14 protein-coding genes are annotated in these 17,651 nt (G+C 44.6%); 11 read left to right on the top strand and 3 right to left on the bottom strand.

The annotated features are described in order from the left end of the window. Window positions 1-5 precede the first annotated feature (5 nt). The 8 genes from Q0E19_RS07555 to nspC are packed head-to-tail and all read left to right on the top strand — an operon-like array spanning window position 6 to window position 7,077. Complete coding sequence (locus Q0E19_RS07555) at window positions 6-1,466, top strand: aminotransferase class I/II-fold pyridoxal phosphate-dependent enzyme (protein WP_294408571.1); 1,461 nt, start codon at window positions 6-8, stop codon at window positions 1,464-1,466. A gap of 16 nt (window positions 1,467-1,482) precedes the next feature. Next, entirely contained in the window at window positions 1,483-2,334 is an 852-nt protein-coding gene (gene speE / locus Q0E19_RS07550) for a polyamine aminopropyltransferase (protein WP_294408570.1), read from the top strand. Beyond that, window positions 2,324-3,175 carry an agmatinase gene (gene speB, locus Q0E19_RS07545; RefSeq protein WP_294408569.1) on the top strand — a complete coding sequence of 284 codons (852 nt, stop codon included), beginning with the start codon at window positions 2,324-2,326 and terminating at the stop codon, window positions 3,173-3,175. The genes speE and speB overlap by 11 nt, the downstream gene beginning before the upstream one ends. A gap of 14 nt (window positions 3,176-3,189) precedes the next feature. Continuing rightward, a complete protein-coding gene (locus Q0E19_RS07540) occupies window positions 3,190-4,098 on the top strand; it encodes a DUF1963 domain-containing protein (protein WP_294408567.1) in 909 nt (302 codons plus the stop codon). A gap of 28 nt (window positions 4,099-4,126) precedes the next feature. Continuing rightward, window positions 4,127-5,329, top strand: coding sequence for a saccharopine dehydrogenase family protein (locus Q0E19_RS07535; protein ID WP_294408565.1), 1,203 nt, complete (start codon window positions 4,127-4,129; stop codon window positions 5,327-5,329). Window positions 5,330-5,366: 37 nt separating this feature from the next. Next, entirely contained in the window at window positions 5,367-5,606 is a 240-nt protein-coding gene (locus Q0E19_RS07530; protein ID WP_294408564.1) for a hypothetical protein, read from the top strand. A gap of 30 nt (window positions 5,607-5,636) precedes the next feature. After that, the gene (locus Q0E19_RS07525; RefSeq protein WP_294408562.1) at window positions 5,637-5,924 is read left to right on the top strand and encodes a hypothetical protein; all 288 of its coding nucleotides are present in this window, start codon (window positions 5,637-5,639) and stop codon (window positions 5,922-5,924) included. Next, window positions 5,917-7,077 (top strand): carboxynorspermidine decarboxylase, encoded by a 1,161-nt coding sequence (nspC, locus tag Q0E19_RS07520; protein WP_294408560.1) that lies wholly within the window; start codon window positions 5,917-5,919, stop codon window positions 7,075-7,077. Before Q0E19_RS07525 ends, nspC begins: the two co-directional genes overlap by 8 nt. Before the next feature lie 82 nt (window positions 7,078-7,159). Here nspC and glyA read toward each other — a convergent pair whose 3' ends face one another. The 3 genes from glyA to Q0E19_RS07505 all read right to left on the bottom strand — a co-directional run bounded on the left by glyA (window position 7,160) and on the right by Q0E19_RS07505 (window position 11,932). Beyond that, entirely contained in the window at window positions 7,160-8,407 is a 1,248-nt protein-coding gene (glyA, locus tag Q0E19_RS07515) for a serine hydroxymethyltransferase (protein WP_294408559.1), read from the bottom strand. A gap of 1,021 nt (window positions 8,408-9,428) precedes the next feature. After that, on the bottom strand, window positions 9,429-10,244 hold the full coding sequence (locus Q0E19_RS07510) for a DUF6709 family protein (protein ID WP_294408557.1): 816 nt from the start codon (window positions 10,242-10,244) through the stop codon (window positions 9,429-9,431). 1,112 nt (window positions 10,245-11,356) lie between these two features. Further along, window positions 11,357-11,932, bottom strand: a complete 576-nt coding sequence (locus tag Q0E19_RS07505) for a phosphate propanoyltransferase (protein WP_294408556.1) — start codon at window positions 11,930-11,932, stop codon at window positions 11,357-11,359. Window positions 11,933-12,187: 255 nt separating this feature from the next. On the opposite strand from Q0E19_RS07505, the gene metA reads away from it, so the two are divergent. From metA to Q0E19_RS07490, 3 genes are read left to right on the top strand one after another with little or no spacing between them, the layout of a single operon-like run. Further along, complete coding sequence (gene metA, locus Q0E19_RS07500) at window positions 12,188-13,120, top strand: homoserine O-succinyltransferase (protein WP_294408555.1); 933 nt, start codon at window positions 12,188-12,190, stop codon at window positions 13,118-13,120. Between the two features lie 2 nt (window positions 13,121-13,122). Then, window positions 13,123-13,806 carry a YoaK family protein gene (locus Q0E19_RS07495; RefSeq protein ID WP_294408554.1) on the top strand — a complete coding sequence of 228 codons (684 nt, stop codon included), beginning with the start codon at window positions 13,123-13,125 and terminating at the stop codon, window positions 13,804-13,806. After that, window positions 13,803-16,562, top strand: coding sequence for a glycoside hydrolase family 3 protein (locus Q0E19_RS07490; RefSeq protein WP_294408553.1), 2,760 nt, complete (start codon window positions 13,803-13,805; stop codon window positions 16,560-16,562). Before Q0E19_RS07495 ends, Q0E19_RS07490 begins: the two co-directional genes overlap by 4 nt. Window positions 16,563-17,651 lie beyond the last annotated feature (1,089 nt).

The raw sequence follows: 17,651 nt of genomic DNA, 5'->3' as shown, positions 1-17,651 counted from the left end.
TCGTGATGATAGATTTGAATTTTGATTTGACACAGAACAATGCACCTGTCTATGAGGCTTTGAAAAAACATCTGAAAAACCGTGTTGTGCGGCTGGACGTACCTGGGCATAAGGGCGGAAGAATGAATAAGGAACTGAGGGACTTTCTTGGTGAGCAATGTCTTAAATGTGACGTGAACTCTATGAAAAACCTCGATAATCTCTGCCACCCTGTTTCGGTAATAAAGGACGCTGAGAGCCTTGCGGCACAGGCTTTTCGTGCGAAACACGCATTTTTTATCGTAAACGGCACTACTGCCGCTGTGCAGACTATGGTATTCGCCACCTGCAAGGCGGGGGATAAGATAATAATGCCGAGAAACGTTCACAGGAGCGCTATAAATGCTCTCGTTGTGTGCGGCGCTGTGCCTGTGTATGTAAATCCTGGTACAAACAAACAGCTTGGTATACCGCTTGGTATGTCTGTTGCGGACGTGGAAAAGGCTATACTGGAAAACCCTGACGCAAAGGCTGTGCTGGTGAATAATCCGACGTATTACGGTATCTGTTCTGATATAAAGCGGATAGTCAAGCTTGCCCATGAGCATGGTATGCTGGTGCTGGCTGACGAGGCGCACGGAACGCATCTTTATTTTGGCGAGGGGCTGCCTTGCAGTGCAATGGACGCAGGTGCGGATATGGCGGCGGTGTCTATACATAAAACAGGCGGAAGCCTTACTCAGTCCTCACTGCTGCTGTGTGCGGATACAGTTTCGGAGGGTTATGTAAGGCAGATAATAAACCTTACCCAGACTACCAGCGGTTCGTATCTGCTTATGGTTTCCCTTGACCTTGCAAGGAAAAATCTTGCACTTAACGGCAGGGAACTTTTTGCGAAGTCTGTGGCATATGCTGATTATGCAAGGGAAGAGATAAACAAGATAGGCGGCTATTACGCTTTCGGAAAAGAACTTGAAAACGGCGATGATTTCTATGCTTTTGATTCCACAAAGCTTTCTGTGCATACAAGAGCAATGGGACTTGCGGGGGTAGAGGTTTATGACATACTCCGTGACGACTACGATATACAGATAGAATTCGGCGATATAGGAAATATACTCGCCATAGTTTCGGCAGGCGACCGTGAGCTTGAGATAGAGCGTTTCATATCCTCGCTTTCCGAGATAAAAAGACTTTATTCAAAAGACCCGACAGGTCTGTTTGACCACGAATATATCAACCCGATAGTTGATATTGCGCCGCAGCAGGCGTTTTACAGCGAAAAAAGATCTGTGCCGATAGGCGAGAGCAGCGGTATGATATGCGGAGAGTTCGTGATGTGCTATCCGCCCGGAATACCTATCCTTGCTCCTGGAGAGCGTATCACGAAGGAGATACTTAGCTATATCGCATACTGCAAGGAGAAAGGCTGTTTCCTTACGGGTACGGAAGATCTTGAGATAAATAACATCAACGTTGTGGTCTGATCGGGAGGTCGATGAAATGGATTTATGGTTTACGGAAAAGCACACTGATGATGTGAATTTTACAATAAAGGTCAAGACCCAGCTTTATTCGGACAAAAGCTACTATCAGCAGATAGATGTTTTTGATACCTATGAATTCGGCAGGGTGCTTGTGCTGGACGGCTTTATAATGCTGACGGAAAAGGACGAGTATATTTATCACGAAATGGTGACCGCTGTGCCTATGGCGGTGAATCCCGATATAAAGAACGTCCTTGTTATCGGAGCAGGCGACGGCGGCACCATAAGAGAGCTTACAAGATACGATAATATAGAAAATATTGATATGGTGGAGATAGATGAGCAGGTCGTAAAGGTCTGCAAGGAATTTCTGCCGCAGACGGCCTGCAAATTTGACGATCCGAGGGTGCATCTGTACTTCGAGGACGGCTTGAAATATGTAAGAAGAAAGCATAATGAGTATGACCTTATAATAGTTGACTCTACCGATCCATTCGGTCCCGGTGAGGGTCTTTTCACTAAGGAGTTTTACGGCAACTGTTTCAAGGCGCTGACAGATGACGGCATACTTATCAATCAGCACGAAAGCACATACTATGATTCATATGTGGATATGGTGCAGAGAACTCACAGGAGGATAGGCGCAAGCTTCCCTGTGTCAATGGTATATCAGGCGCATATACCGACTTATCCGTCGGGACATTGGCTTTTCGGTTTTGCGTCAAAAAATCTTCACCCTGTTTACGACCTTAAAGCGGAGAAGTGGAACAGTCTGGGGATAAAAACAAAGTATTACAATACCGAGCTGCACAAAGGCTGCTTTGCTCTGCCGAATTATGTACTGGAGGTGCTGGAAGATGCTAGATAAGAACGTTTCAACATTTATCGGCTGTGACTGTGAATATGAGGACGCTAAGATAGTTCTTTTTGGTGCGCCGTATGACAGCACGACCTCTTTCAGACCCGGAACAAGGTTCGCCAGTCAGGCAATGAGGAGCGAGAGCTTTGGTATAGAAACATATTCACCATATCAGGACAAGGATCTGCTTGATGTGAATGTGTTCGACAGCGGAGATCTTGAGCTGCCTTTCGGCAATCCCGACAGAGCCCTTGAAGATATCGAAAGCAGAGCGGAAACTATCCTTTCCGATGGGAAGATACCTTGTATGATAGGCGGAGAGCATCTTGTTACCCTTGGCGCGGTAAGAGCGGCGGCAAAGAAGTATGATGATCTTCACATAGTTCATTTTGACGCTCACGCAGATCTTCGTGACGATTATCTTGGCGTGAAAAATTCTCATGCCTGCGTTCTGCACAGGTGTTGGGATATCGTGGGCGACGGCAGGATATTTCAGTTCGGCATCAGGAGCGGCGACAGGGAAGAGTTTAAGTTTGCACAGCAGCACACATATATGAACAAGTTCAATTTTGATACCCTTGCTGAACAGGTACAGAAAATCGGACAGAAGCCTGTTTACTTTACTCTCGACCTCGATGTTGTCGATCCCTCTGAGTTTCCGGGAACGGGAACTCCTGAGGCTGGCGGAGTAAGCTTTAACGATCTTCTGGGTGCTGTAAGGGAGGTATCAAAGCTGAATATAGTCGGCTTTGATGTGAACGAGCTTTCACCTGTATACGATCAGACTGGAAGATCAACTGCATTTGCCTGCAAGATACTGAGGGAGATACTGCTGTATTTTTATAAATAAAGAAGGGGAAAATCATGGGGTTGTTTGATATTTTTAAGAAGAAAAATACTGATACAGCTATGAAAGCGGCAGATACAAACATTGTGAATGACAATTTGGCTGAGATAGAGGCTGCAAAGAGAGCTGTTAAAGCAGTAATGAAAAAGACGGAAACGCTATGCACAAGGCTTGAACTTACGGAGGATAAGCCAACGCTGTTTGAAAGCAAGGTCGGCGGAATGGGTTATGTTCCCCACAACGGAATTATTCCCGAAGATAAAAAGGGCAGGCAGTTAAGACTTCTTGCGCAGATAGATTGTTCGCAGGCGGCTATCGAAGATTTTCCCGAAAGCGGACTTTTGCAGTTTTGGATATTAAACGATGATGTTTACGGAATGTCGTTTAATGACAATACCTGTCAGGACACGTTCAGAATAGTTTATCATAAGGATATCGACAAGACCGTTACAGAGGAAGAAGTCAAGGCTAAATTCAAGAAAAATGAATTTGACGATGTAAACAGTATGCCTGTGTTCGGCGAATTTGGTGTGAAGTTTACTCAGAACACTGACATTATGAGCGACTATGATGTGAGGTTTAAAAAGCTGTTCTGCGAAAGCTATAATGAATGTCAGCCGCCTGAGAATATAGGTTCATTAAACGATCTGTATATTGATGTTGCAGACGAAGTTCCGGAATATGAAAAGCCTAATGAGTACGCATTTGGTCATAAGATAGGCGGTTATCCTGCATTTACCCAGTATGACCCCCGTGCTGAGGATACGGAACACGATTTCCTGATTTTACAGCTGGACAGCGATTACGGCAAAGGCAATGATAAAATTATGTGGGGAGATTCGGGTGTCTGCGGATTTTTTATAAACAAGGAAAAACTAAAAAATCTTGATTTTAGTGATGTTATATATAATTGGGATTGTTACTGATAATTATTTCAGAAAGGAATGTTGAAAAATGTCAAGAACTTTAATAATTGGTGCAGGCGGAGTAGCAGGTGTTGTTATCCATAAGTGCTGTCAGAACAGCGAGGTATTTACAGATATCTGTATCGCCAGCAGAACAAAGTCAAAGTGCGATAAGTTCAAAGAGGAGCTTCAGGATAAGACAAAGACCAATATCACTACCGCACAGGTAGACGCTGACAATGTGGCTGAGCTTGTTGCGCTTATGAAGGAATATAAGCCTGATATATGCATAAATGTTGCTCTTCCTTATCAGGACCTTCATATTATGGACGCTTGCCTTGAATGTAAGGTGGACTATGTTGATACTGCAAACTACGAGCCGGAGGATACAGCAAAGTTTGAGTACAAGTGGCAGTGGGCATATCGTGAGAGATTTGAAAAGGCAGGCATAACTGCACTCCTCGGTTCGGGATTTGACCCAGGTGTAACAGGCGTGTTCTGCGCTTACGCTCAGAAGCATTATTTTGACGAGATAAACTATATAGATATCCTCGACTGCAACGGCGGCGACCACGGATATCCTTTCGCAACAAACTTCAACCCTGAGATAAATATAAGAGAAGTATCTGCAAAGGGTTCTTATATTCAGGACGGCAAGTGGGTAGAAACAGAGCCTATGGAGATAAAGAGAGTTTACAATTTCGATCAGGTGGGCGAAAAGGATATGTATCTTCTCCACCACGAAGAGCTTGAATCTCTTGCACTCAATATCAAGGGCATAAAGAGAATACGTTTCTTTATGACATTCGGTCAGAGCTATCTTACACACCTAAAGTGCCTTGAAAACGTAGGTATGACATCTATCGAGCCTATCGACTTTGAGGGCAAGAAGATAGTTCCGCTCCAGTTCCTCAAGGCTGTTCTGCCTGATCCTGCGTCACTCGGTCCGAGAACAAAGGGCAAGACAAATATCGGCTGTATCTTCCAGGGCAAGAAGGACGGTAAGGATAAGACCTACTACGTTTACAATGTCTGCGATCATCAGGAGTGCTATAAGGAAGTCGGCTCACAGGCTATCTCCTATACAACAGGCGTACCCGCAATGATCGGCGCAATGATGATACTGACAGGAAAGTGGAAGAAGCCTGGAGTTTATAATATCGAGGAGTTTGATCCGGATCCGTTCATGGACGCACTCAACAAGTGGGGACTGCCTTGGACAGAGAATTTTGATCCTGTACTGGTTGACTAATACCATTCCGACAGGGGAGAGAACGGAGGAAATATAAATGACAATAGAACAGGCATTTGAAAGATTTCTTTATAAAGATGTTCTTGTATATACGATCTCATCGGGAGGATCTGTGCAGGCTGCGATAGACTGTGTTCTGGAAGAGATAGGCGAAGGCTGGGTAAAGATATCTCAGGACGACGGCAGCAATGAGAGCATTGTGAATATCGACAATATCATCAGGATAAGGGAGTATCCTAAGAACAAAAACGGCAAGAAAAAGCTTGTTTTTGACTGATAAGACTGATAATAAAAAGGAGAGGTAAAATTGCTGGTAATGATAGATGACGTTCAGTTCAGAACTGACGAAACCTTTTTCGTATTTATGGGACAGAGCCTCGGTTTGGGCGCTGACGGCATAAAGAACGAAGATGAGCTTTATGATGCGGTGAGCGAATTCAAAGAGCCGCTGGAGATAATAGTTCACGATTATGACGATATCACTGAGGACAGAAGAAAGTTCGCAAAGAAGATGATAAGCGTTATAATGGACTGCCGTATGGTGAACAAAAAGCTCAAAATAGAGTTTCAGCATGGAGAGGAAAATCTTGTTTAACAGTAACTATAAAGATCATTTTTCAGCAGACGTAAATTCACTGGAAACACCCTGCTATCTTGTGAGCGAGAAAAAGCTGCTGGAGAATATGGAGATAATGGATAAGGTCATGGAGCGTACAGGCTGTAAGATACTGCTTGCGCAGAAAGCTTTTTCGATGTACAGCACATATCCGCTCCTTGAAAAGCACCTTTGCGGAACTACTGCCAGCGGAATATTTGAGGCAAGACTGGGCAGGGAAGAGTTTAATGGAGAAGTCCATGTTTTCAATCCTGCATACAGGCAGGCTGAAATGGAAGAGCTTGTGACCATATGCGACCATATTGTATTCAACAGCTTTTCACAGTGGAAAAAATACCGCAGTCTTGTAAAAAACTGCGGACGTAAGATATCCTGCGGGATACGCTGCAATCCGGAGTATTCGGAGATCGAAACGGACATATATAACCCTTGCTTTACAGGTTCAAGGCTCGGCACAACTCTTGAAAATTTTGAGGAGGACGAGCTGGAGGGCATAGACGGACTGCATTTTCACACCATGTGCGAGCAGGGTGCGGAAGTTCTTGCAAGGACAGTGCCGCATATCGAGGAGAAGTTCGGAAAGTATCTTTACGATATGAAATGGATAAATCTCGGCGGCGGACACCACATAACAAAGTCTGGATATAATATTGATCTGCTTTGCGAAACTGTCACATACCTTAAAGAGAAGTATGATATTCAAGTCTATCTTGAACCCGGTGAGGCTGCTGCGCTCAACGCAGGCTGGCTTGTGACGGAGGTGCTTGAAACCTCAAAAAACGGTATCGACATAGCTATAACCGACACTTCTGCGGCTTGTCATATGCCAGATGTACTTGAAATGCCATACCGACCTGAGGTGATCGGAGCAGGTATGCCGAATGAAAAGGCGTACACTTATAGACTTGGCGGTCCGACCTGTCTTGCGGGAGATATAATCGGAGATTATTCATTCGATCAGCCGCTTTCGGCAGGGGACAGGCTTGTGTTCTGCGACATGGCGATATATTCAATGTGCAAGAACAACACGTTCAACGGAATGCCGCTGCCGTCTATTTACCTTGAAAAGCTTGACGGAAAGGTAGAGCTTGTTAAGCGTTTCGGCTATGAGGACTTCAAATCAAGATTATAAATAAGCTTAATAGACTAAAAAAAAGCTGTCAGCAAAAATGCTGGCAGCTTTTAATGTTATAGAATAAATTCTGTTTACTGAATTATTCGTAAAGCGGATACTTTTCGCAGATAGCAGTTACCTTTGCTCTGATCTCATCAGACTTGTTGTCAAAGTCAGATGCAGTAAGGTAGATACACTCAGCGATAACGTCCATATCCTCTTCAACAAGTCCTCTTGTTGTAACGGCAGGAGTACCGATTCTAACGCCGCTGGTAACGAACGGCTTTTCAGGATCGTTAGGGATAGCGTTCTTGTTTACAGTTATGTACACCTCGTCAAGCTTCTTTTCAAGCTCCTTGCCTGTGATGCTGAAAGGTCTGAGGTCAACAAGCATAAGGTGGTTGTCTGTGCCGCCTGAAACAAGGTTGAATCCTCTGTCGAGAAGTCCCTTTGCAAGAGCCTGTGCGTTCTTTACTACCTGCTCAGCATAAGCCTTGAACTCAGGCTTAAGAGCCTCGCCGAAGCAAACTGCCTTTGCAGCAATGATGTGCATAAGCGGACCGCCCTGTGTTCCTGGGAAGATAGCCTTATTGATCTTCTTAGCAAGCTCCTCATCATTTGTAAGGATAAGACCGCCTCTTGGACCTCTGAGAGTCTTGTGAGTTGTAGTTGTAACGATATCAGCATACGGAACAGGTGATGGGTGCAGACCGGCGGCAACAAGTCCTGCGATATGCGCCATATCTACCATTAAGTATGCGCCGACAGACTTAGCTATCTTTGAAATTCTCTCGAAATCAATTACTCTCGGATAAGCTGATGCGCCTGCAACGATAAGCTTTGGCTTAGCCTCAAGAGCCTTCTTTTCAAGTGCGTCATAATCGAGGAAGCCTTCGTCGTTAAGACCATATGAAATGAAGTTGAAATATTTACCTGAGAGGTTTACAGGTGAGCCATGTGTAAGGTGACCGCCCTCGGCGAGGTTCATACCCATAACAGTATCGCCAGGGTTAAGGAGAGCAAAGTAAACGGCAGTATTAGCCTGTGCGCCTGAATGTGGCTGAACATTTGCATACTTTGCGCCGAAAAGCTTGCAGGCTCTTTCGATAGCGATATTTTCGACAACGTCAACGCACTCGCATCCGCCGTAATATCTCTTTCCAGGGTAGCCTTCAGCGTACTTATTAGTAAGAACAGTACCCATAGCAGCCATAACAGCAGGTGAAACGATATTTTCGCTTGCGATAAGCTCGAGGTTTCTTCTCTGTCTTGCAAGCTCAGTATTCATAGCTGCGCCGACTTCATTATCGACATTTTCAACAAAACCGATAGTATCAAGTATCTTCATTTTAAAAATCTCCTATCAATAAAAATTTACGGTAATCCGTTACTATATATTATAACTTATTTTTTTGAATTTTGCAAGTCCTTTGTCCTCGGGCGGACGGCTCAGTTCGGGACGCTCGTAAACTCGCTGTCCGCGGTGTGGTCTTTTACTTTTGCGCTCGGAAGAGTCCTCGCCGGACGGGGTAATTCGGGACACTCGACAAGCTCGCTGTCTGCTGTCGGGGCTGTTACTTTGCGCTCGGAAGAAACCAAGATATATCTTTTACTAAAACCCACTTTGATGCGGTCTATTTTGGATTTTTCCTCAACGTTTTCCGTAGGGGCGACCTGTGGTCGCCTGCGTATATCAATCCTAACTTTCCTATACCTACTGCAATTTTCAAATTACCTTTGATTGCCCACTTATACCAACTTTGCTAAAACTGGAAACTATTCCTACTTACCCACATTTTCCTGTTCTCACCAATCTCAGCTTTCCTATACCTACTGCCATTTCCAATTACCTGCTCTCACAAGACCAAACTTTGCAAGGTTTTATCTCGGCTTAATAAGATTTATCGTTTTGGTGTGGGCGACCTGCGTTCGCCTATGTTCACCACCGACTTTAATAAGATTTATCTTTCTTTTTTTCAATTTTAGTACATATAAATTTAACAAATCATTATGCCTTACAACCTTTGTATAGCCTGTATGCTGTGAAAAGGCATACAAAAAGAGGCGGTCATAAACCGCCCCTTACACATTATAAATTTACAATAATATTTGCTCGCATTTTGTTTCTTCAAAATATAAATGCATTGCCTACGTCTGATAGGACACTGGCGACCACAGGTCGCCCCTACGCTAACTTTGAGAAAAAATCTACATTAGACCTTATTAAACCTAAAAAGAGCCAAGATAAGACCCTAGCATAGTCGGTTTTAGTAAAAGCCATATCTTCGTTTCTTCCGAGCGCAAAAGTAAAAGACCACACCGTCGACAGCGAGTTTACGAGCGTCCCGAACGACCCCGTCCGGCGAGGACTAGGAGAGGAAGTCGTCGGAGTTGACGCCTTTGTTTATTTCCTTGTAAGCATCTCCGTAACGGCTTGTGCTGGCTGCGTTCTGAGGTGCGCTGTAATAATTGTTTCCGTTGTTAGTAGCATTGAAATCAGGGTTAGCAGCGTTGAAGTTAGGAATTTCGTTTACATAAACCTTCTTTTTTCTGCCCTTTACTGCAAACAGTATGATGAGGAATATAACGGTTGCAACGATCATTATTGCTGCGCCGTATATAGGCATTTTCTTAAGGGTTTCAAAATTCTTCTGCTCAAGAACATAGTTTGAAACCAGCTCATCACATTCAGACTTGCTCATTCCGCCGTCTGCAAAGTAGTCATAAACACACTTTTTCAGATCTTTCGGCATTTCCTGAGTCTTTGTCTGAACCTTTACAGGATCAGGAAGATCGCCATTGTAATTCTCGTCAGTCATCAGTTTGTATGTGCTGAGAGAAAGTTTATCAAACTGTGTGATATTATTCTTGTTCGTTATATGCATAACGACATACCCCTGAATAATGTCATCTTTGTCTGTTACCATAACAAGATAGTATGGTGTTTCTTCCTTGTGGTAAGGCACTCCGTACATAGTTTTGCTCGTTTCAAGAGTAGCAACGACGTCGAAAACATACTGGACATTGCCCTCCACCATTTCACCCTCTTTGAAATTTTCAAGCGTTTTTGTTGAAAATTCCGCAGGTTCATTTTTCACGAGGTTCATGCAATCGCCTATGCTGGTTATGACCATAAAAAGCCCAATAAGCATAGCTACGATGTAGACTGATACAATTCTTTTCATATTCAATTCTCCCTATAATTTTTTTGCCAAACGGCTACCCTAATTATACCCTTTTCCCCTCCCTTTGTCAATAGGTCTTCCCAGACGGGGTAATTCGGGACACTCGTAAACTCGCTGTCTGCTGTCCGAACTTCTCATTTAGTTCTCGGAAGAAACTAAGATATATCTTTTACTGAAACATACTTTGATGAGGTCTTGTAATGGCTCTTTTTAGGTTTGATGAGGTCTAATGTGGATTTTTTCTCAACGTTTGCGTAGGGGCGACCTGTGGTCGCCAGTTCCTACCAACTCCGACTTCACTACGCTCTTATCTCGCTTTTCAAATCCTGCGGTCGCCCGCTTATACCAACTTTGTTAAAACCTAACGCTATTCCCAATTATCTTAATTCGCCTATTCTTACCAACTCTGATTTCACTAAACTCTTATCTCGCTTTTCAAATCCTGCGGTTGCCAGCTTATACCAACTTCGCTAAAACTTGAAACTATTCCTACTTACCTTAATTTACCTGCTCTCACAAGAACAAACTTTGTCACAGTCTTATCTCGGCTTAATAAAATTTATCGTTTTGGTGTGGGAACCTGAGTTCGCCTTTTTTTACCATCGCCGACTTTAATGAGGTCTTATCTTCCTTTTTTGATAATTACAGCACATACATAATTTAACAAACCATTATGCCTTACAACCTTTGTATAGCCTGTATGCTGTGAAAAGGCATACAAAAAGAGGCGGTCATAAACCGCCCCTTACACATTATAAAATTACAATAATATTCGCTCGCATATTGTTTCTTCCGAGCGTCCCGAACTGAGCCGTCCGCACGAGGACATTGGCAACCGCAGGTAGTTGAGAAACGGCGGCAAGTTTAACAAAGTTCATGCGTCAAAACTGGCGACCGCAGGTCGCCCCTAACTAATTATCGAACCTTGGAAAGCCTAGATAAAGCCCTCATCTAACCGAAAAGAGCAAATATAAGACCTTATCAAAGTAAGTTTAAGTAAAAGTCATATCTCCGTTTCTTCCGAGAACTAAATGAGAAGTCCGCACCGCCGACAGCGAGTTTACGAGCGTCCCGAACGACCCCGACCGGTGAGGTCGCCCGTCCGGCGAGGACTAGAGCTTTATGATTGTGCCTTTCTGATCTCTGCCTGCGCCTACTGCGTTTGACTCGTCTGTGTCAATGTGCATTGCAAGAGCGTACTTTTCGCTTACACGAATAACTGTGTCGCAGAGGATTGCTGTTCTCTCAGGTGACTCGATCTTAACAGCAACGATCTCGCCGTTTGATACACCGAAAGCTTCTGCGTCAGCAGGTGTCATGTGAATGTGTCTTTTTGCTACGATAACACCTTCCTTGACTTCTACCTCACCGCAAGGTCCTACAAGCTTGCAAGCACCTGAGCCTGCAACATCGCCTGACTCTCTGATAGGAGCGGCAATTCCGATAGATCTTGCGTCAGTAGCTGAAAGCTCGATCTGGTCAGCAGGACGGCATGGTCCGAGAATAGATACGTTTGCAAGTTCCTTCTTAGGTCCCACAACAGTAACTCTTTCCTCACAAGCGAACTGTCCAGGCTGTGAAAGATCCTTCTTCTTTGTAAGTTCGTGACCTGCGCCAAAGAGGGTCTCAAGTGTTTCCTTAGTAACGTGTACATGTCTGGCAGATGTTTCTACAATAAATTCAGCCATTTTTAACATATCCTTTCAATATAAATCTCATACATTTATTTTACTACTATTTTGTGTTCAGGTCAAGTATATTTTCGCACTTTTTTGTTAAACAGAACCACCTGTCGGCAGTACCATATTTCCCTGTATCTGTGAAATATGTCGAAAGTTAAATAAATTGTGAAATAATTTTTCGGACGTTGAATTAAAAATAAAAATATGATACAATAATGTTTTAGAATAATAATATAGTATTATCAAAAGGTGGGAAAAGTTTTGCCTATTAAAATACCAAACGATCTCCCTGCGTTCAGAACGCTGGAGAAAGAACGTATATTTGTTATACCCGATGACAGAGCGGCTCATCAGGATATCCGTGCTCTGAAAATAGCCATACTTAACCTGATGCCCGATAAAATAACTACTGAAACTCAGCTGCTCAGACTGCTCAGCAACACTCCGCTCCATGTGGATATCGACCTTATCCAGATGAGCAGCCATACCTCAAAGAATACTTCGCAGGAGCATATGCTCGCCTTTTACAAGACCTTTGACGAGGTGAAGGATAACCGCTATGACGGACTTATTATCACAGGTGCGCCTGTTGAACAGCTGGAATTTGAAGAGGTGGACTACTGGGACGAGCTTTGCAGAGTAATGGAATGGAGCAAGACGAATGTGTTTTCGACTATCCATATCTGCTGGGGTGCGCAGGCAGGTCTGTACTACCATTATGGTATACCAAAGCATATGCTGGATCAGAAAATGTTCGGCAATTTCAAGCATCATATAGACGTTCCCGAAAGTATGATACTCAAAGGCTTTGGAGATGTTTTCCATTGTCCTCATTCAAGACACACCGAAGTAAGGCAGGAGGATATAGAGAAAGTTCCTCAGCTGACTATCGTTGCGCTGTCCAACGAGGCGGGCGTACATCTTGTGTGTGACAAGGCGGAAAGACAGTATTTCCTTTTCGGACATTGGGAGTATGACAGGGAAACTCTTGCAGGAGAGTATTTCAGGGATAAGGAAAAGGGACTGGATATACAGCTCCCATACAATTATTTCCCAGACGATGACCCATCCAAAACACCTGTTTTCAACTGGAGCTGTTCGGCGAACCTGCTCTATTCAAACTGGCTGAACTATTGCGTATATCAGAGAACGCCGTATGACCTCAGCAATATCCAGCCTCTCAGGGAGGACTGAATATGCACAACGGCAGACATATAGCTGAATTTTACGGTGTGGGCGCTCTGCTGGCATTTTCGGGAGGATTTCTCGATGCGTACACCTATATCAGCAGGGACGGAGTTTTTGCGAATGCGCAGACGGGAAATATCGTCCTTTTCGGACTTAACCTCTCCGAAGGAAATTTTCTCAGAGCGCTGACCTATCTTATACCGATAGTGTCATTTATGCTGGGCGTGCTTGTGGTGGAGATGCTCAAAGCAAAGTTCAACGAGCATCCGAAAGTCCATTGGCATCAGGTGATACTGATGATAGAAATGGTCGTCATAGCTGCTGTGGGATTTCTCCCCGACAGTATGAACAGCGCAGCAAACGTCCTTGTTTCGCTGACCTGTGCGATGCAGGTGGAGGCTTTCAGAAGAATGAACGGAAACCCATATGCAACCACAATGTGTACAGGAAATCTCCGCAGCGGAACGGATAACCTTTTTCAGTTCATATCGGGCGGAGATAAGCAGAAATTAAAAAACGCTTTGCAGTATTACGGAATAATACTTATATTCATATGCGGCGCAGGGTTCGGAGCGGTGATGACGAAAGCTTTGAATACAAGGGCAAGCTGGATATGCCTTATCAGCCTTTGTGCTGCGCTGACGGTTCTTAAAGCAGACGAAATGTCGGAAAAGAAAGGCGGAGATGTATGAACATTAAAACTATGAAACTTGACTGGAACGAGTACCTTGAAACTGCCGCACAGACAGTTGCCGAGGGAATAGTAATGCTGAAAAATGAAAACAACGCATTGCCGCTGGATAAGAACAGCGAAACAGCCGTTTTCGGCAGGATACAGCTGCACTATTATAAAAGCGGTACAGGTTCGGGCGGAATGGTGAACGTTTCAAAGGTCACGAATATCGTTGAGGGGCTGACCGAATGCGGTGTAAAGGTAAATGAGGAGCTTTTAAACGTCTACAAGAAATGGGACGAGGAAAATCCTTTCGATAAAGGAGCAGGCTGGGGCGGCGAGCCTTGGTGTCAGCAGGAAATGCCCCTTGACGAAAAGCTTGCGGAAAAGATAGCTGAAAGCTGTGATACGGCGGTCGTTATTATCGGCAGAACAGCAGGCGAGGAACAGGACAACCGACTTACGGCTGGTTCATATTTCCTCACGGAGCTTGAAAAGGATATGCTTTCAAAGGTGTGCAGACATTTCAAAAAGACTGTTCTGCTGCTGAACGTGGGCAATATAATCGATATGAATGATATCAATGAGGCTGACCCTGACGCTGTGCTTTATGTATGGCAGGGCGGTATGACAGGCGGAACAGGTACGGCAAGAGTTCTGACAGGCGAGGTATCTCCCTGCGGAAAACTGCCTGATACCATTGCATACAATGTAAATGATTATTCGTCGGACAAGAATTTCGGCAGTGAGGACAGAGATGTTTACAGCGAGGATATTTTTGTGGGATACAGGTACTTTGAAACCTTTGCAAAGGATAGAGTAATGTATCCTTTTGGATATGGTCTTTCATACACTGATTTTGACGTAAAGACAGTAAGCGCAGAGAAAAACGGAGATACGGCTGACTTTGAAGTGGCTGTAAAAAACACAGGAAAATACAGCGGCAAGGAAGTTGTGCAGGTATACTGTCAGGCACCGCAGGGAAAGCTTGGCAAGGCGGCAAGGGTGCTTTGCGGTTATGAAAAGACAGAAAAGCTTGCTGTTGGCGAAAGTGAAACTCTGAAAATAAGCGTTCGCCTTAGTGATATCGCATCTTATGACGACAGCGGTGTTACGGGCAATAAAAACTGCTTTGTACTTGAAGCGGGAGAATATGTTTTCTATGTTGGCACAGACGTAAGGAGTGCAAAAAAGGCACTTTCTTTCGAGCTGTCTGAGGATATCGTTATCTCAAGACACGCACAGGCTCTTGCTCCTGTTGTGGGATTTGACAGAATGAAAGCGGTATGCAAGGACGGAAAATACGAGGTCACATATGAAAAAGTGCCTGTTTCACAGGTCAATGAGGCAAAACGCCGTGAAGAGAATATGCCTGCTGAACTTGAATACACCGGTGACAGGGGGATAAAGCTTGCCGACGTTGTCAAGGGCAGGAACACTCTTGATGAATTTACCGCACAGCTTGCTGACGAAGACCTTGCCTGCATAATTCGTGGCGAGGGTATGGGAAGTCCAAAGGTCACAGCAGGAACGGCTGCGGCTTTCGGCGGAGTTTCAAAAAGGCTCGGTGAGTTCGGTGTACCATGCGGCTGCTGTTCAGACGGCCCTTCGGGAATGCGTCTTGACTGCGGAACAAATGCTTTCAGCCTGCCTAACGGAACAATGACAGCCTCCACATTCAACAAGAAGCTTGTAACAAAGCTGTTTGAATATATGGGACTTGAAATGGCAGCCAACAAGGTAGACTGTCTGCTTGGTCCCGGAATGAACATTCACCGCCACCCTCTCAACGGACGTAATTTTGAATATTTCTCCGAAGATCCTTTTCTCACAGGAACAATGGCTTGTGCGGAGCTTAAGGGTATGCATTCTTCGGGTGTAACAGGCACGATAAAGCATTTCTGCGCCAACAATCAGGAAACCAACAGGCATTTCCTTGATTCTGTTGTATCTGAAAGGGCGCTGAGGGAGATATATCTCAAAGGCTTTGAACTTGCTGTCAAGGACGGCGGAGCAAAGACTATCATGACCACATACGGCAAGGTGAACGGACTGTGGACGGCAGGCAGTTTTGACCTGAACACGCAGATACTGCGCAATGAATGGGGTTTTAAGGGACTTACCATGACAGACTGGTGGGCAAACATAAACCGCCGTGGCTGCGAGCCTGACAAGACAGACCTTGCGGCAATGGCAGCTGCGCAGAATGACGTATATATGGTTTGTGCAGACGGTGAGAACAATAATGACAACACTCTGAGCTGTCTTAAAAGCGGAACACTGCGCCGCAGTGAACTTCAGCGCAACGCAGAAAACATACTTCGTGTGCTTATGGAAACCAACGCTATGAAGCGCATTATGGGACAAGACACAAGTGTTGAAGTAACAGGAAAGCCTGCTGACGAGCAGGACGTTGACTCAGACAGTGTAGAATTTTTTGATCTCAAAGGCAGTCTTGAATTGCCGATGGAGGGCTACGTTTCAGAAAAGGGAACATACAAGAGTTTTGCGCTCATAGTTGACAAGCCCGGAGTTTACAAGGTAACGGTAAAGGCAAGCTCCGATCAGAGCGAACTTGCGCAGATACCTGTCACGATATTCTCAGTAGGAACGCCGTTCGGAACTCTCACTTTCAGCGGAACTAACGGTGAGGTCGCAGAAAAGTCGCTGGAGATACCTATGTTTTCAAGATTTATTTCCATGAAGATGTTCTTTGCGCAGAGCGGACTTAAACTTCGCAGCGTTGATTTTGAGCTTACAGACAAGGTTTTATAGGCGATCGGCATATAGGTAAATAATTTTATTTATCCATGCAATATTTACCACCGAATGGCAAAAAAGCTGTTGACAAGGCAAGTGGAGTATGGTATAATATCAAACGTTGTGTGCAGCTGCGGGCATATGTCTGCTGGCAAAAAAGCACATGACGGACGGCTCATTACCTAAAGTTTTATATTTTAATGAGCAGGGAAATGATTGATTGGTCACAAGCCAACAGAATCATAGACTGTCCTCTGGGTTGGGGACAGACGAGCAGGCAGAGGGTAAACTCCCGCAAGCCTGTACCAGTCCTAAGGCCGGACGGGCCAGTTCGGGACGCTCGTAAACTCGCTGTCTGCGGTGCGGTCTTTTCATTTAGTGCTCGGAAGAGTCCTCCCCGGACGGGGTAATTCGGGACACTCGGCAAGCTCGCTGTCTGCTGTCCGAACTTCTCATTTAGTTCTCGGAAGAAACGGAGTGCTAACTTTTACTTAAACCGACTTTGTTAAGGTCTTATATTTGCTCTTTTCGGTTAGATGAGGGCTTTATCTAGGCTTTACAAGGTTCGATAATTAGGTAGGGGCGACCTGTGGTCGCCAGTTTTGACGCATGAACTTTGTTAAACTTGCCGCTGTTTCTCAACTACCTGCGGTTGCCAATGTCCTCTCAGACGTAGGCAATGCACTTATATTTTAAAGAAACAAAATGCGAGCGAATATTATTGTAAATTTATAATGTATAAGGGGCGGTTTTTGACCGCCTCTTTTTGTATGCCTTTTTCACAGCATAAAGGTTATACAAAGGTTGTAAGGCATAATGGTTTGTTAAATTATGTATGTGTTAGAAATGAAAAAAAGATAAAATCTTATTAAAGTCGGCGGTGGTGAAAACAGGCAAACGCAGGTTGCCCACACCAAAATGTAAATCTTATTAAGCCGAGATAAAACCTTGCAAAGTTTGTTCTTGCGAGAGCAGGGGAATGCAGATAATTGGGAATGGCGGTAGGTTTTGACAAAGTCGGTATAAGTGGGCAACCGCAGGATTTGAAAAGCGAGATAAGAGCGTAGTGAAGTCGGAGTTGGTAGGAACTGGCGACCGCAGGTC

The sequence above is a fragment of the uncultured Ruminococcus sp. genome, assembly GCF_934476685.1.
Lineage (GTDB): Bacteria > Bacillota > Clostridia > Oscillospirales > Ruminococcaceae > Hominimerdicola.
The sequence above is the reverse complement of the archived record's forward strand: the minus strand, read 5'-3'. Positions and strand labels throughout refer to the sequence as shown.

Excerpts from the sequence above, each read along its gene's own strand:
- Q0E19_RS07510 (WP_294408557.1), bottom strand. The coding sequence starts at position 10,244 with ATGAAAAGAATTGTATCAGTCTACATCGTAGCTATGCTTATTGGGCTT.
- Q0E19_RS07490 (WP_294408553.1), top strand. The coding sequence starts at position 13,803 with ATGAACATTAAAACTATGAAACTTGACTGGAACGAGTACCTTGAAACT.
- Q0E19_RS07540 (WP_294408567.1), top strand. The coding sequence starts at position 3,190 with ATGGGGTTGTTTGATATTTTTAAGAAGAAAAATACTGATACAGCTATG.
- Q0E19_RS07495 (WP_294408554.1), top strand. The coding sequence starts at position 13,123 with ATGCACAACGGCAGACATATAGCTGAATTTTACGGTGTGGGCGCTCTG.
- glyA (WP_294408559.1), bottom strand. The coding sequence starts at position 8,407 with ATGAAGATACTTGATACTATCGGTTTTGTTGAAAATGTCGATAATGAA.
- speE (WP_294408570.1), top strand. The coding sequence starts at position 1,483 with ATGGATTTATGGTTTACGGAAAAGCACACTGATGATGTGAATTTTACA.
- Q0E19_RS07505 (WP_294408556.1), bottom strand. The coding sequence starts at position 11,932 with ATGGCTGAATTTATTGTAGAAACATCTGCCAGACATGTACACGTTACT.
- Q0E19_RS07535 (WP_294408565.1), top strand. The coding sequence starts at position 4,127 with ATGTCAAGAACTTTAATAATTGGTGCAGGCGGAGTAGCAGGTGTTGTT.
- Q0E19_RS07530 (WP_294408564.1), top strand. The coding sequence starts at position 5,367 with ATGACAATAGAACAGGCATTTGAAAGATTTCTTTATAAAGATGTTCTT.
- Q0E19_RS07555 (WP_294408571.1), top strand. The coding sequence starts at position 6 with ATGATAGATTTGAATTTTGATTTGACACAGAACAATGCACCTGTCTAT.
- speB (WP_294408569.1), top strand. The coding sequence starts at position 2,324 with ATGCTAGATAAGAACGTTTCAACATTTATCGGCTGTGACTGTGAATAT.